A 15,908-nucleotide genomic window follows, 5' to 3' on the forward strand; every position below is an offset into this window, starting at 1 on the left:
CTCCCACCCCGACCCCCACGCCCACTCCCACCCCGACTCCGACGCCCACGTCCGGTGCTCGGTCCTGCACGGCGACGTACTCGATCGCGTCGCAGTGGAGCGGCGGCTTCCAGGCTGACGTGAGGGTCGTGCCCGGATCACAGGCGATCAGCGGGTGGACGGTGAACTGGACGTACACCGGCGGCCAGACGGTCAACTCGTCGTGGAGCACGACGCTGACCAGCAGCGGCGGCGCCGTGACGGCCAAGAACGTGAACTACAACGGCTCGCTGTCCCCTGGCGGCTCGGCCACATTCGGCCTCCTGGCGTCCGGCACCGCGGGCACCGCACCGACCCTGACCTGCACGGCGGTCTGACGGTCTGAGGTGCTCCCGCCCGCCCATCGTGGTGGGCGGGAGCACCCTTACTCCTGGGTGGGGCGGTGCCGGTCGAGGTCGTGTTCGGCCTGTTCGAGCTCGGTCAGCAGATCGGGATTCTGTTCGGCGAGGAGCTCGCGAATCTCCTCTTCGGCCGCCGCTTCCGCCCGCGCCGCCTCCAGCGCCCGCCGCTGAGTGTCGAAGTCGGTGAACCGGTCACCGGCGACCGTGACGGCCTCGTCGCTGGAGACCCGGCCGGCGCCTGACAGCACGTCCATGTCGTTGACGGCGATGAACTGGTCGGTGGCGGTCACCCACTCGGCCATGGTGATCTGCCGCCTGCGGCGGGCCCGTAGTTCCGCGAAATCGAGGAACTGGGTGGTCAGCATGTTCAGCGTGGTGATCTCGTCGGAAGACAGGTAGTTCTTCGACACCGTCACGTCCTGTTTGCGGACCCGATCGCCTTTCCACGTGGTGAGCCCCATGTTGGGCTTGCCCGCGTCGGCCCGCGCGACGATCAGCTCGGCGGCGGTGTGTCCGGTGACGGCGTGAACGAGCTTGTTCTGAATGCCGGCGAAGAACGTTCGGGCCAGATCAGAGGTCTTGTCGTAGTCGGCGCTGGTCGCCGCGAACAGATCGCGGACCTTCTGGTAGAACCGCTTTTCGGAAGCGCGGATGTCGCGGATCCGCTCCAGTAGTTCGTCGAAGTAGTCGAAGCCGCCGGGATCCTTGAGACGTTCGTCGTTGAGGACGAATCCCTTGACGAGATATTCGCGGAGGGTGGTGGTCGCCCACTGCCGGAACTGAACTCCGCGCGGTGACCGGACCCGATATCCGACGGCGAGGACCATGTCGAGGTTGTAGATCCGCACCTCACGGCGCACTTCTCGGGGGCCCTCCTGGCGAACTATTAACTGAGAATTAGTACTTGCCTCGGTGAGTTCGCCGTCATCAAGAATATGGGCAATCCGCTGATTGACATTGGGCACACTGGTGTCGAAGAGTTCGGCCATCTGCGCCTGTGTCAGCCAGACCGTGCCGTTGGTGGCGCGGAGCTGAATTTGAGCGCGGCCGTCTTCGGTCTTATAGAGGATAAAATCACCGCTGCTGTTTTCCATGCGACATCCTCTACCAAACTATCTGTACCTCGGGCTCGGCTTTCGCCTCATTCGGTATCACTGTGATCCACAGGATTCTAAGTTTAGCTAGCTTTGTCCTGTATTCGTCTTCGCATGCGATCTGACGTGAACGACGGAGGACCCCGGCCCACGTAGGCCGGGGTCCTTCCGTTCGTGGGTCAGTTCTGGGCGCAGATCGTGCGGTCCAAGGCCTCGATGGGGCGCATGACCGCTTTCTCGCTGGTGGGGAGGGCGGTGACCGCGAGGGTCACGGCTCGGCCGTCTTCGGTGGCGCCGTTGCGGGTTTCGTAGCCGTCGATGTCGCCGCCGTGGCCCCATGCGGTCCCGCCGCAGCTCAGGGGGATCTTGACGATGCCGAGGCCGTACGTCCAGCCGGGGACGAAGCCCTCCGGCTTGACCGTCTTCTTCATCTCGGTCAGCTGGGCGGGCTTGACCAGTGCGCCGTCGAGCAGGGCGCGGTAGAAGCGGTTCAGGTCGCTCGGGGTGGCGATGAGCTGTCCGGCGGCCCAGCCCCACGACGGGTCGAGTGAGGTGACGTCGATCGGGTCGGCGCCGGGCTTGGCGAAGTGGTAGCCGCGCGGGTGCCTGCCCCGGATGCCTCGCTCGCCCAGGCCGGGCCAGTAGGTGTCGTGAAGGCCGAGGGGCTTGATGATCCGGTTGGTGACCTCCTCGTGGATGGGCCTTCCGGTCACCTTCTCCACGAGCAGGCCCAGCACGACGTAGCCGGTGTTGCTGTACTCCCACTTCTCGCCGGGGGCGAAGGCCCGCTTGTGGCTCAGGCCGAGGTCGAGCAGGTCGCGGGGGCTCAGGTAGACGTCGCGTAATTCGGTGATCGGCTTGATCCAGCGGGTGTAGTTGGGCAGGCCGCTCGTGTGGTTGAGGAGCTGACGGACGGTGATCTTCCGGCCGTCGTTGCCGTTGCGGCGGATCAGGCCCGGCAGGTAGGTCTCGACCGTCGCGTCCAGGTCGATTCTGCTCTCGCCGACGAGCTGCATGACGACGACCGCGACGTAGGGCTTGGTGTTGCTGCCGATGCGGACCCGGCCGTCGACCGGGACCTTCGCGCCGGTCTTGAGGTCGCCTACTCCGGCGACGTAGTTACGGACCTTCCCGTCGCGGCCCTGCGCCGAGGCGAGGGCGCCGGGGAAGTCGGCGCCGACGAGGGTGTCGAGTTCACGCTGGACGGTGTCCTGCTTCGGCGCGGCTGACGCGGCGGCGGTGGTGGCCGCGGTCAGGGTGAACGCGGTCACCACGGCCACGGCGCCCTTCGAGAGAGATGACATCAGGTTGCTCCCTGCTGGATCGTCGTTGTGCGGACATATCCAGCCTTTCGCTCGATACCCCCTCGCATCGATCCCGCGTCCTGGAAGGTCCTTGGTACCGGTGGCCCTACCTCGGAGTCAGGATCAGGCGCCCCGAGACGCCGCCGGCCTCCAACCGCGTGTGGGCGTCGGAGGCCTCCGCGAGGGGGTAGGTGGAGACGTCCAGCTTGATCGAGCCGCCGGCGAGCGCCGCCAGCGCCTCGGCGGCGGCCGGGGCGGCCAGGGCCGGGGTCCTGACGAGGAAGTTGCCGACGGCGAAGCCGACCACGCCCCGGTTGCCGAACCACAGCTCGTTGGTGTCGACGGAGTGGCCCGAGCTGTCGGCGCCGCCCACCGCGATCAGGCGGCCCATGTCGGCGAGCAGGCTCATCGCCTTCCCCCGGAGGGCCCCGCCGACCGGGTCGACGATGACGTCGAACTCCTCGCCGTCCAGCGAGTCGAAGAGCGCTCCCCGGTCGAAGCCGAGCCGCTCGGCCTCGACGATCCGGCCGGCGGATCGCACGGTTCCGACGACCTCGGCCGCGCCGAGGCGGCGGGCGATGGCGGGGAAGACCGAGGCCAGCGCGCCGGTCGCGCCGAGTACCAGCACCCGGGCACCCTCCGGCAACGCGATGGCCCTGGTCAGGGCCAGCACTGCGGTGGTCGCGTTGGGGAGCGCCGCGACCGCCTGGACGGGGTCGACGCCGTCCGGGAGGCGGAAGGTGGCCGCCGCGGGGGCGATCATCACCTCGGCGTAGCCGCCGCCGGAGGCGATCGACAGGGTCGCGACGCGGTCGCCCGGGGCCAGCGCGGTCACGTCCGCGCCGACGGCGCGTACCGTGCCCGCCACCTCGATCCCGGGGGTGTACGGCGGCTCCATCGGCATGTCGTAGGCGGCGAGGTCGCCGCGCCGGATCAGCACGTCGATGAGGCCGACGGCGGCGTGCGTCACGTCGATGGCCACCTGGCCGGGGCCCGGCACGGGGTCGGGCAGGTCGACCAGGTCGAGCACTTCAGGGCCGCCGTAGCGGGTCACGCGGATGCTTCTCATGATGATCTCTCCGGAAAAGGGCATGCCGAAGACAGCCCGGGGCGAAGGGGAATCAGGCCTTGGTGGTCGAGGCGTGCCAGGAGCCGAGCAGCCGTAGCGCGTCGGCCGACGGCGAGCCCGGGTCGGCGTGGAACAGCACGACCGACTGTTCCGGGTCGCCGGCCGCGAGGAACGTCTCGTAGTTCAGGGTCAGCTCGCCGACGACGGGGTGGCGGAAGCGCTTCCTGCCGTCGGCGTGTCGGTCGACGCTGTGCTCGCCCCACACCTGGCGGAACAGGTCGCTGCCCCGCGAGAGGTCCTCGATCAGCGTGGTGAGCCCGGGGTCGTCGAGATGGGATCCGGCGTAGAGGCGCAGGATGGCGACGACGCTGCGGGCGACCTGGGGCCAGTCGGGGTAGAGGGCCTTCGCGGCCGGGTCGAGCAGGATGAAGCGGGCCATGTTGCGGCCGGTGAAGCCGACGTACAGGGCCTTGAAGAGGTCATTGGCGGCCAGCACGTCCATGCACCGGCCCTGCACCATCGCGGGGACCTGATCGAGTGAGTTGACCAGGTTCAGCAGTCTCGGGCTGACCCGCTGCCTCGGCAGGGGCTCGCGGCGCAGGATCTGGCCGGTCTCGGCGGCGATCAGGTCGTAGAGGTGGGCGCGCTCGGTCTCGTCGAGCCGCAGGGCGCGGGCCAGCGCCTCCCACACCGAGCGGGAGACGCCTCGGGTGTGGCCGCGCTCCAGCTTGACGTAGTAGTCGACGCTCACCCCCGCGAGCGACGCGACCTCTTCGCGGCGCAGCCCCGGCACCCGGCGCGGCCGTACATCGAGAGGGAGCCCGACCGCGTCCGGGGAGATCCGGGCGCGGCGGGCTCGGAGGAACTCACCCACAGCCATGAGTTCAGGCTATGCATGCCGATCCTGCGACGGACCGGTGAGACAGGTACTGGTGGAGCCCCCCGGGGATTACAGGTTGTTCATGGCCAGGCCGTGGGGTGTGTCCCTGGCGCCGGTGACGGCTCCGGGCGGCACGGCTTCGGCGAGCCGGGCGAGCTCCTCGCCGGTGAGGGTGATCTCCATGGCCGCGGCGTTCTCCTCCAGGTAGCGGCGCCGCTTCGTGCCGGGGATGGCGACCGCGCCCTGCGCGGCGACCCAGGCGAGGGCGATCTGCGCCGGGGTCGCGCCCCGGGCCGCGGCGACGGCGCCGATCCGGTCGACGAGCGGCCGGTTGGCCTCGATGGTCCCGGGCTCGAACCAGGGGAGGCCGCGGCGGGCGTCGCCGGGGTCGAGGTCGTCGGTGCTGCGGATCGCGCCGGTCAGCAGGCCCCGGCCGATGGGAGAGAAGGCCACCAGGCCGATGCCCAGCTCGTCGAGGGTCTCCTTCACGCCGTTGACCAGGAGGTCCTGGGCGAACAGCGACAGCTCCGACTGCACGGCCGTGATGGGGTGGACGGCGTGCGCCCGGCGGATCGTCGCCGGGCCGGCCTCCGACAGGCCCAGGTAGCGCACCTTGCCCGCCGTGACCAGCTCGGCCATCGCGCCGACGGTCTCCTCGATGGGGACCGCCGGGTCGACCCGGTGCAGGTAGTAGAGGTCGATCACGTCGACGTCGAGGTGCCGCAGCGACCTGTCGGCGGCCCGGCGGACGTGCTCCGGCCCGCCGTCCATCGCCGCGCCGTTGTCGAAGTCGAGGCCGAACTTCGTGGCGATGGTGAACTCGTCGCGGCGGGTGCCCAGCGCGCGGGCGATGAGCTTCTCGTTCTCGTACGGACCGTAGGCCTCCGCCGTGTCGATGTGGGTGACCCCGAGGTCGACGGCCCGGTTGAGGGTGGCCACGGCCTCGGTCTCGTCGGTGGTGCCGTAGAAGGCGCTCATTCCCATGGCGCCCAGACCCTGCGGGGAGATCTGGAAACCGTGCCGTCCGAGGTTGACGTTCTTCACTGGAGTGACTTTCTGTAGTGGGCGATCTTCTGCTCGATCGCCGCCAGGTGACGCTGGGTGCGCCGCATCTCGGCGATGACCCGTTCGCGGTGCCGGGTCAGCACCTCCAGGCGTCCGGCCTCGGTGCCCTCGCGTCGGCTGAGGTCGGCCATCACCCGGATGTCGGCGATGGACATGCCCGTCTCGCGGAGCATGACGAGGCCCGCTATCCACGCCAGGTCGCGCTCCCGGTAGCGCCGGCGCCCGCTCGCGTCGCGGGGCGCCGGGTCCAGGAGGAGGCCTTCTCGTTCGTAGTAGCGCAGGGCCTCGACGCCGACTCCGGTCGCCTCGGACGCCTGGCCGATCGACAGGCCATCGGGCGGGATCTCCACGCTGACCTGGGGCAACAGCACCTCGCTCATGTCTTCACACTGCCACCTGTAGCGCGCTACAGGTCAACCCAGCTGGATCGACTTGACCTCCAGGAACTCCTCCAATCCGTAGCGGCCGAACTCGCGGCCGTTGCCCGATTGGCCGTAACCGCCGAAGGGGGCGAGCGGGTTCCAGTGGCCGCCGTTGACGTCGACCTGGCCGGCCCGGATCCGCCGGGCCACCGCCCGTGCGGGCTCGTCAGGGCCGAAGACGCCGCTCGTCAGGCCGTAGGCGGTGCCGTTGGCGATGGTGACGGCCTCGTCCAGGTCCCGGTACGGAATGATCGTCAGGACCGGTCCGAAGATCTCGTCCTGGGCGATCGCCGACGCGGGGTCGACGTCGGCGAAGATCGTCGGACGCACGTAGGCGCCCTTCTCGAACGGCCGTCCGGTGCCGCCGAAGACCAGGCGGGCGCCGTCGGCGATGCCGCGCTCGATGTAGCCGTGCACCTTCTCGCGGTGCTCCTCCGACGCCATCGGGCCGATCATCGTCGTCTCCTGCAGGGGATCACCGACCGTGTAGCCCTCGGCGACGGCCACCGCACGGGCGACGATCTCGTCCTGGAGCTCGAAGGGCACCAGCAGGCGCGGCCACGAGCCGCAGACCTGGCCGCCGTTGGTGAAGGCCATCGCCACTCCGGTCGGCACGGCCACGTCCAGGTCAGCCCCGGAGATGATCACGTTGGCGCCCTTGCCGCCCAGTTCCAGCGCGACCCGCTTGACCGTCGCGGCGGCGACCGCGCCGATGCGGCGACCGGCCCGGGTGGAGCCGGTGAAGGAGATCATGTCGATGCCGGGGTGGGCGGAGATGGCTTCGCCGACGACCTCGCCGGTGCCGTACACGACATTGAGGACCCCGGCCGGAAGGCCGGCCTCCAGCGCCACCTCCAGCAGGACGCGGGCGGTGAGCGGCGCGATCTCGGACGGCTTCCAGACCACCGTGTCGCCCGCGACCAGCGCCGGAGCGAGTTTCGAGACGATCTGCTGGAGCGGGAAGTTCCACGGTGTGATGGCGCCGACGACGCCGATCGGCTCGCGGACGATCAGCGAGGTGCCGAGCTCCTCGGTCCAGGCGAAGGTCTCGGCCAGGGCGGCGAACGACTGGGCGACGGCCACCGGGAACTGGATCTGCGCGGTGCGCGACAGGCTGATCGGGGCGCCCATCTCGGCGGTGATCAGAGCGGCGAGCTCCTCGGTACGGGAGGCGATGCCGGCCCCGATGCGGCCCACGACGGCCGCCCGCTCCAGGGGGTCGGTGGCGGCCCAGCCGGGGAGGGCCGCGCGGGCGGTGGCCACGGCGCGGTCGACGTCGGCCGCCGTGCCTGAGGGGATCTCACCGACGATGTCGCCGGTGGCGGGGTTGTAGACGTTGATGCTCATGGCATCGAATCTGCCGTCGTCCGCGAACCGCATCCAGGGACGAAGAATCCGTGCCTGAGAGGAATCGGCCCAGCCCAGGCCGGTGTTGAAGCCATCATGCAACGGGCCCGTCTCGCTGAATTCCTGCGCTCCCGGCGCGCGGCCGTGCAGCCCGAGGACGTCGGCCTGCCGCGCGGGTCGCGCCGCCGCACGGGCGGGCTGCGCCGCGAGGAGGTCGCGGCCCTGTCGGCCATGTCGACCGACTACTACAGCCGCATCGAGCAGCAGCGCGGGCCGCAGCCGTCCGAGCAGATGCTGGCCGCCATCGCCCGCGCGCTGCGGCTGACCGACCAGGAGCGGGACCATCTGTTCCGGCTGGGCGGGTACGCCGTCCCATTGCGCATAAAGCCCTCAAAGCAGGTTAATCCGGGCATGGAACGGATCTTCGACAACCTGCCCGACGACGCGGCCGCGCTCGTCGTCAGCGATCTCGGCGAGACCCTGCGGCAGACCCCGCTGGCGCGCGAACTCCTCGGCGACGGCCTCGCCCACGACGGGCTCTCGGCCAGCCTGCACTACCGGTGGTTCGCCGATCCGGCCGTACGCGGAATCCACCCCGACGACGATCACGCCACCCACAGCCGCGAGCTCGCCGCGGACCTGCACCGGATCTACACCCGCGACGGTGATCGCTCCCGGGCGGGGGAGATCGTGCGGGCGCTGCTGGAGCGCAGCCCGGAGTTCGCCGGGCTCTGGCGGGAGCATCCGGTGGCCGGGCCGTCGTGCGCGCGGAAGCGGTTCCGGCACCCCGAGGCGGGGCTGCTCGAGCTGCACTGCCAGACGCTGACCGACCCCGATCAGAGCCAGTCGCTGCTCGTCTACACAGCCCCATCCGGCTCAGAAACCGCCGGGAAGCTCAGATCGATTGGTTTGCACGGGTAGCCAAATTAAAGGTTGACGCGTCCCGCCACGCCGGGCGCGCCGCTTTGTAACGGTCCAGTTACGCGCCGCACAAGCCTTTAACCTGCGCTTATGTGTCGATGTGAACTTGTTATCCGCTCACACCGTGCGCTCCAGACACGTGCGTGTTACAAACCTCATTAATTGATTGCAGAGACAAATCAAAGGCGGTGACCCGCGTGACGCACGACCACCGCATGACCCACGCGGCCGGCACCGCCCTGACTTCGGGCCTGCCGACGAGCGCACCGATGCTCCGGCAGACCAACCTCTCGTTAGTCCTGCGCCACCTTCGTGATCACCCGTCGCAGTCCCGGGCGGACATCGCGGAGGCGACCGGCCTTCACCGGGCCACGGTCTCCACTCTGGTGGCGGAACTGCTCGATCGGCGGCTCGTCCGGGAGACCGGAACCGAACACGCCGGCGCGATCGGCCGCCCCCGGCGGCCCGTCACGTTGCACGGCGCCCACGTCGGCGCGCTGGGTTTGGAGATCAATGTTGATTACATCTCTGTGCACGGGTCCGATCTCAGCGGCCGGGTGCTCGTCGAACGGCGGATCGCCTTCGACGCCATCGCCGGCGGGCCCGACGTCTCCCTTCGCCAGCTCGGCCGAGTGGCTCTGGAGGCCGTCGAGGCGATGAAGACGGCCGAGGCCGCGCCCGCCGGGTTGAGCGTGGCGGTTCCTGGTCTGGTCGACGTGACGAATGGCATCGTCACCCTCGCCCCGAACCTGGGCTGGAACGATCTTCCCCTGGCCGCGCGGCTGTCGGCGGCTCTCGGACCGTGGCGGGTCCCCGTCACGGTCGACAACGACGCGAATCTCGCGGCCCTGGCCGAACACACTTCCGGTGTCGCCGCCGGCACGTCTCACCTCGTCTACCTGACGGGCGAGGTCGGCGTGGGCGGCGGCATCGTGCTCGACGGAAAGCTGCTCCGCGGTGCGGACGGCTTCTCCGGCGAGGTCGGCCACCTGCCGGTCGATCCTGGCGGCACCCGCTGTGGTTGCGGGAGATACGGCTGCCTGGAGACCAAGGTGGGGCTGGCCGCGCTCATGCGGGCAGCGCTTCCGGAGACCTCTCTCCCGGCCTCCGACCCGGAGGAGCGGGCGATCGAGATCGCCAGAGGACTGGCAGCGGGCGACCTCCGCATGGCGGAGGCGGTGGCACAGGTGGGCAAATGGCTCGGGCTCGGCGGCTCGATCCTCGCCAACCTGTTCAACCCGCGTGTCATCGTCGTCGGCGGTTACTTCGCCACGCTCGCCGAATGGCTGCTGCCCTACGCGCAGGCCGAACTGGAACGGCTGGTCGTGGCCCGATCAGCCAGCCAGTGCCGGTTCGTCGCCTCCGACCTGGGCTTCGGCGCCGCCTCTCGCGGCGCCGCGAGCACGGTCGTCAATCGGCTCATCGACCATCCGACCATGATCCCTGATCCGATTCCCCGGCTGGCGCCTCACTGACGGCGCCGGCCCCCAAGAGCCTGGAGGTGGCACCCTCCAGCAGTTGCAGTACCGCACTCCCCATGTAACAAGTGGCACCAGCGCGGCGGCGCGCGCTTTGCCTGACATCCCCAGTCAGGAAAGGGATTCCCCTATGTCACCACGTTCTCGAACGTGGGCCAGGCTCTCCGAGATCCTGCCTTTTAGTAAAAATTCCCTACGGCGGACCGTGGCGGTCATGTCGGCAGCGATCATGCTCCCGATGCCCGTCCTGGCCTTCTCCGCCGCTCCCGCCAACGCGGCCGCGGACCCGGAGTTCAAGGTTCTCGTCTTCTCCAAGACGACGGGCTTCCGCCATGACGCGATCCCGGACGGCATCGCGGCCATTCAAAAGCTCGGCACCGAGAACAACTTCGCGGTCGACGTGACCGAGGACAGCGCCCTGTTCACTGACGCCAACCTGGCGCAGTACAAGGCCGTCATCTTCAACTCGACCACCGGCGACCCGGTGAGCACGGTGGACCAGAAGGCCGCCTTCGAGCGCTACATCAAGGCCGGCGGCGGCTTCGTGGGCATCCACGCCGCCTCCGACGGTGGTTACAGCTGGGACTGGTACCGCAAGCTGGTGGGCGCGTACTTCAAGTCGCACCCCGCCACGCAGCAGGCGACGGTCGTCACCGAGGACCTCGCCCACCCGTCGACCAAGCACCTGTCCACCTCGTGGACCCGCGTCGACGAGTGGTACGACTTCCAGGCCAACCCGCGCAACGCGGTTCACGTCCTGCAGTCGATGAACCAGAAGTCGTACACCGGCTCGACGCAGGGCATCGACCACCCGATCTCCTGGTGTCAGGACTATGACGGTGGCCGTTCCTGGTACACCGGCCTTGGTCACACCAAGGAGAGCTACGTCGAGGCCAACTTCACGAAGATGCTGCTCGGTGGTATCCGTACCGCCGCCGGCGTCGAGAAGGCCGACTGCTCCGCCTCCCTGAGCGGGAGCTACGAGAAGGTCGCGCTCGACACCAACACGTCGAACCCGATGATGACCGACATCGCCAAGGACGGGCGGGTCTTCTACATCGACCGCCTGGGCGACGTCAAGATCATCAAGCCGTCTGGTGGCACCGTCACCGCCGGCAAGATGAACGTCTTCACCGCGAACGAGTCGGGTCTGCTCGGCATGGTGCTGGACAAGGACTTCGCCACCACCAACTGGATGTACCTGTACTACTCGCCGTCCACCGGTGGCAACGTCGACCGGCTGAGCCGCTTCACCATCGTGGGCGACGCCATCGACTTCGCGTCGGAGAAGGTCATCCTGAACGTCCCCGTCCAGCGGGCCGAGTGCTGCCACCACGGCGGCGGCATGCTCATGGACCACAAGACGGGCGACCTGTGGCTGGGCACCGGTGACAACACCAACCCCTTCGCCTCGGACGGTTTCTCGCCGATCGACGAGCAGAGCGGCCGTTCCGCCTGGGACGCGCAGCGCAGCTCGGGCAACACCAACGACCTGAGCGGCAAGGTGCTCCGCATCACCCCGCAGGCCGACGGCACCTACACGATCCCCGCGGGCAACCTGTTCGCCCCGGGCACCGAGAAGACCAAGCCCGAGATCTACGGCATGGGCTTCCGTAACCCGTTCCGCATCGGCATCGACCCGAAGACCGGCAACGTCATGGTCGCCGACTACGGACCCGACTCCGGTTCCGCGAGTGCCACCCGTGGCCCGCGTGGCACGGTCGAGTGGAACGCGCTGTCGACCCCCGGTAACTACGGCTGGCCGCAGTGTGTGGGCAACAACACGCCCTACATCGACTACAACTTCGCGACCAGGACCTCCGGTTCGGCGTTCAGCTGCACCAACCCGGTCAACGACTCGCCGAACAACACCGGTCTGACCAACCCGCCGGCCGCCAAGGCCGCGTCGATCTGGTACACCAGTGCGGTCGACCAGAACAACTTCCCCGAGCTCAGCGGCGGCGCGCCGATGGCCGGTCCGGTCTACCGCTACGACGAGGCCTCGACCTCGCCCGTCAAGTGGCCGGCTTACTGGGATGGCAAGGCCATCTTCGGTGAGTGGAACAACAACACGCTGTTCTCGTTCCAGCTGAACGAGGCCGGCACCCAGCAGATCAAGATCAACCGAATCCTGCGTGACATGGGCTTCATCCGTCCCATGGACATCAAGTTCGGTTACGACGGTGCCATGTACCTGGTCGAGTGGGGCTCGGGCTTCGGCGGCGACAACGCCGACTCCGGCATCTACCGCATCGAGTACGTCAAGGGCGCCCGCCCGCCGGTCGCCAAGATCACCGCTGACAAGACCGACGGCCCGGCTCCGCTGACCGTCAACTTCTCCAGCGAGGGTTCGCGCGACCCCGATGGCAACCCCATCACCCTGGAGTGGGACTTCAACGACGACGGCACGGTCGACTCGACCGTCGCCAACCCGTCGTACACCTACACCCAGTCCGGCAACTACAGCGCGGTCCTCACGGTGAAGAACGCCGAGGGTGTCGCCGCTCACGCCAACGTCCCGATCGTGGTCGGTAACACCCGCCCGGTCGTGAACATCACGCTGCCCCCGCAGGGTGGGTTCTTCGAGTTCGGTGACCAGGTGAAGTACACCATCACCGCCACCGACGCCGAGGACGGCACCATCGACTGCACCAAGGTGCAGCTGCAGGCCTACCTCGGCCACGACAGCCACGGTCACCCGCTCGACCAGAAGACCGGTTGCTCGGGCACCATCCAGACGCTGTCCGACAGCGGCCACGGCATCAACGACAACCTGTACTACATCCTCGAGGCGACCTACGCCGACCAGGGTGGCCAGGGTGGCGCCGGTTCGCTGACCGGCCGTTCGGAGATCATCCTCCAGCCGAAGCGCAAGCAGGCCGAGCACTTCACCGAGACCGGCCGGGTCGAGGGCGGCACCGGAACCGACGCCGCAGGCGTCGCGACCGAGACGACCACCGACCCGCAGGGCGGGAACCTGAACATCGGTTTCACCAACGACGGTGACTTCTGGGCCTACAACCCGGTGAACCTGTCGGGCATCGACTCGGTGAGCCTGCGCGTCTCCTCCGCCGGCCCCGGCGGCACGGTGCAGGTCAAGACCGGCAACCCCAACACGGGCACGCTGGTCGGTTCGGTCGACATCACCCCCACGGGTGGCTGGCAGACCTTCAAGGACGTCTCGGTCCCGCTGACCAACGTCCCGGCGACCTCCGGGCCGCTGTACTTCATCGTCCGCAAGCCGGCCACCGCCGGTAACGGCGACTACCTGCTCAACTTCAACTGGGTCGACTTCGTCGGCAAGGGTGTCACCGACAACCAGCGCCCGACGATCACCGCCTCGGGCACTCCCGTCACGGGCACCGCGCCGCTGAAGGTGGACTTCACCTCCACCGCGTCCGACCCCGACGGCAACACCCCGCTGACGTACAAGTGGAACTTCGGCGTCACCGGCGCCGCGGAGGCCACCACCGCGAACGCGAGCTACACCTACAACGCCCCGGGCACCTACGTCGCCACCGTCACGGTGACCGACGCCAAGGGCTCCTCGGCCGCCGCGACGGTCAACGTCAAGGTCGACTCGCCGAACGTGACCTGCTTCTCGGGCCGCTCGGACGACTTCCTGGGCACCACGCTCGACCGCAACCGCTGGTCGGTTCTCCGTGAGAACCAGGACCTGCGAGTGGCGGACGGCGCGCTGGTCATCCCGACCTCGGCGACCGAGATCTACAACACCGGGAACACCACGCCGGTGAGCAACATCGTGCTCCAGCCCCTCCCCCCGGGTGCCTGGACCGCGACCGCCAAGGTCACTATGCGCGCCGACCAGCAGTACCAGCAGGCCGGTCTGGTCGTGTACGGCGACGACGACAACTACGCCAAGATGGTCATCCAGGGTCGGGCCGCAGTCGCGACCCCGGACCACGCGCAGCGCATCTTCCAGTTCATCCGCGAAGAGGCCGGCGCGCCCAACGAGGTCACGGCGAGCAACACCTCCAACCTCGGAGACGCCTTCCCTGACACGTACTACGTCAGGTTCTCCAGCAACGGCAGCAACCTGAACGCCTCCTACTCGGCCGACGGCACCACCTTCACGGCGATGTCCGAGACCAAGCAGCTGGCCGGCATCACCAACCCGCGCATCGGTCTCATCTCGTTCGCGAGCACCGGCCAGCGCACCGTTGTCGACGCCAAGTTCGACTGGTTCAGCATCACCCCGGACGACACCGCCACCGGTTCGACCGACCCGAACGACGACTTCAACGGCACCACGATCGACCCGTGCCGCTGGAACGCGATCGTGCGTCCCGACTCCGCGACCGCCCGGGTGACCGGCGGCAACCTGGAGCTCGACACCACCACCGGTGACATCTACGGCACCGGCAACTCGGGTCCGAAGAACTTCATCCTCCAGACCGCGCCCTCGGGTGACTGGACCCTGGAGACGAAGGTCGACGCCTCGACGCTGAGTGAGCAGTACCAGCAGGGCGGCCTGATGGTGTACACCGACGACGACAACTACGTGAAGTTCGACCTGCTCACCACCAACGCGCCCGGTGCGACCGTGGTGCGTGGCGTCGAGCTGCGTAGCGAGGTCGCCGGCACGGTCACCAACCCGCAGCCCAACGCCAACCCGGGCACCGGTGTGGTCTGGCTGCGCCTGAAGAAGACCGGCACCACCTTCGCCGGTTCGTACTCGACCAACGGCACCACCTGGACCGACATGTCGGCGACCGTCACCAACGCGGCGGTCGGTTCTCCGAAGATCGGTGTCTACACCATCGGCACCAACCAGCAGGCTGCGAAGACGGTCAAGTTCGACTACTTCAAGCTGACCAAGGCCGGCGTGGTCGACACGACCGCTCCGACCACCACCGCCACGACCACCCCGACGGCTCCGGCCGCCAGCGGCTGGTTCACCTCGGCGGTTCTGGTCAACCTGGCCGCCACCGACAACTCGGGTGGCAGCGGCGTCGACAAGACCGAGTACCAGATCGACGGCGGCGCCTGGACCACGTACACCACCGCGTTCTCGGTCGCCGGCGACGGCAACCACACCGTGAACTACCGGTCGGTGGACAAGTCCGCCAACACCGAGGCGACCAAGTCGCTCGCGCTGAAGCTCGACGTCACCGCTCCCGTCACCACCGCGGACTTCCTCCCGGTGGGTCAGGGCTCGGTTCCGGTGGCTCTCGCGGCGACCGACGCCACCTCGGGTGTCGACAAGATCGAGTACGCACTCGACGGCGGCGCCTGGACCGCCTACACCGCGGCGGTCAACGTCACCGGTGTCGGCGACCACACCCTGCAGTACCGCGCCACCGACAAGGCCGGCAACGTCGAGACGGCCAAGGCCGCCACGATCAAGATCGAGGAGACTCCCACGGAGCCCACGATCCTGATCTCGGGCGTGTCCGAGGGCGCCTCGTACGGTGACAGCACCGACGTCACCATCGCCTGGGAAGTCGCGGGCACCGGCATCAAGACGGTCGTCGGCACCCTGGACGGCCAGCCGGTCACGTCCGGTTCGGTTCAGGAGCTCTACCGTCTGGGCCTCGGCGAGCACACGCTCACCGTGACCGTCACCACCAACTCGGGTGGCACGTTCACCTCCTCGGTCAAGTTCAAGACGGTCACCTCGACCGACGAGATCTCGGCCCTCATCTCCCGCTTCAAGGCAGCCGGCCAGCTTTCGGCCACCGCCGCCGCGAAGCTGCAGGACGACATCAACAAGGTCATGGTGTCGGAGAACAAGGAGCGCGAGCGCGACCAGAAGAAGATCGTCAAGAAGCTCACGCGCTTCATCGAGGCGGTCAACGACCCGAAGAATGTCACCAACGTCGTCGTGAAGGCCACGCTCATCCGTGACGCCAACGCGCTGATCGTTGAGAACGGCGGCAACCCGGTCTAACCGGGAAACCGCAGTACAACCCATAACGGGTGCCCCG

The 15,908-nt window shown here is 68.4% G+C and carries 11 protein-coding genes; 4 read left to right on the plus strand and 7 right to left on the minus strand.

Annotated features, from left to right (window positions below; all coding sequences use genetic code 11):
• On the plus strand, positions 1 to 356 hold a 356-nt coding region (locus AW272_RS41505; protein WP_174551892.1), incomplete at its 5' end, for a cellulose binding domain-containing protein.
• Positions 357 to 403: 47 nt separating this feature from the next.
• Here the strand turns inward: AW272_RS41505 and AW272_RS38545 are convergent.
• The 7 genes from AW272_RS38545 to AW272_RS38575 all read right to left on the minus strand — a co-directional run bounded on the left by AW272_RS38545 (position 404) and on the right by AW272_RS38575 (position 7,561).
• The gene (locus AW272_RS38545; RefSeq protein WP_066375778.1) at positions 404 to 1,474 is read right to left on the minus strand and encodes a virulence RhuM family protein; all 1,071 of its coding nucleotides are present in this window, start codon (positions 1,472 to 1,474) and stop codon (positions 404 to 406) included.
• Between the two features lie 179 nt (positions 1,475 to 1,653).
• Entirely contained in the window at positions 1,654 to 2,778 is a 1,125-nt protein-coding gene (locus AW272_RS38550) for a serine hydrolase domain-containing protein (protein ID WP_066375780.1), read from the minus strand.
• 106 nt (positions 2,779 to 2,884) lie between these two features.
• Positions 2,885 to 3,847 carry a quinone oxidoreductase family protein gene (locus AW272_RS38555; RefSeq protein ID WP_066375782.1) on the minus strand — a complete coding sequence of 321 codons (963 nt, stop codon included), beginning with the start codon at positions 3,845 to 3,847 and terminating at the stop codon, positions 2,885 to 2,887.
• 52 nt (positions 3,848 to 3,899) lie between these two features.
• The gene (locus tag AW272_RS38560) at positions 3,900 to 4,727 is read right to left on the minus strand and encodes a helix-turn-helix transcriptional regulator (RefSeq protein ID WP_066375785.1); all 828 of its coding nucleotides are present in this window, start codon (positions 4,725 to 4,727) and stop codon (positions 3,900 to 3,902) included.
• A 69-nt stretch (positions 4,728 to 4,796) separates the two neighbouring features.
• Positions 4,797 to 5,771 (minus strand): aldo/keto reductase, encoded by a 975-nt coding sequence (locus AW272_RS38565; RefSeq protein WP_066375786.1) that lies wholly within the window; start codon positions 5,769 to 5,771, stop codon positions 4,797 to 4,799.
• Positions 5,768 to 6,172 (minus strand): MerR family transcriptional regulator, encoded by a 405-nt coding sequence (locus tag AW272_RS38570; RefSeq protein ID WP_083959137.1) that lies wholly within the window; start codon positions 6,170 to 6,172, stop codon positions 5,768 to 5,770. The genes AW272_RS38565 and AW272_RS38570 overlap by 4 nt, the downstream gene beginning before the upstream one ends.
• Positions 6,173 to 6,205: 33 nt before the next feature.
• Positions 6,206 to 7,561, minus strand: a complete 1,356-nt coding sequence (locus AW272_RS38575; protein ID WP_245657943.1) for an aldehyde dehydrogenase family protein — start codon at positions 7,559 to 7,561, stop codon at positions 6,206 to 6,208.
• A 96-nt stretch (positions 7,562 to 7,657) separates the two neighbouring features.
• On the opposite strand from AW272_RS38575, the gene AW272_RS38580 reads away from it, so the two are divergent.
• From AW272_RS38580 to AW272_RS38590, 3 genes are all read left to right on the plus strand, one after another.
• A complete protein-coding gene (locus AW272_RS38580) occupies positions 7,658 to 8,482 on the plus strand; it encodes a helix-turn-helix transcriptional regulator (RefSeq protein WP_066375788.1) in 825 nt (274 codons plus the stop codon).
• Positions 8,483 to 8,679: 197 nt separating this feature from the next.
• Complete coding sequence (locus tag AW272_RS38585) at positions 8,680 to 9,957, plus strand: ROK family transcriptional regulator (protein WP_245657944.1); 1,278 nt, start codon at positions 8,680 to 8,682, stop codon at positions 9,955 to 9,957.
• Positions 9,958 to 10,174: 217 nt separating this feature from the next.
• Positions 10,175 to 15,871, plus strand: coding sequence for a ThuA domain-containing protein (locus AW272_RS38590; protein ID WP_169807722.1), 5,697 nt, complete (start codon positions 10,175 to 10,177; stop codon positions 15,869 to 15,871).
• Positions 15,872 to 15,908 lie beyond the last annotated feature (37 nt).

The sequence above is a fragment of the Herbidospora mongoliensis genome (assembly GCF_001570545.1).
Classification (GTDB): domain Bacteria; phylum Actinomycetota; class Actinomycetes; order Streptosporangiales; family Streptosporangiaceae; genus Herbidospora; species Herbidospora mongoliensis.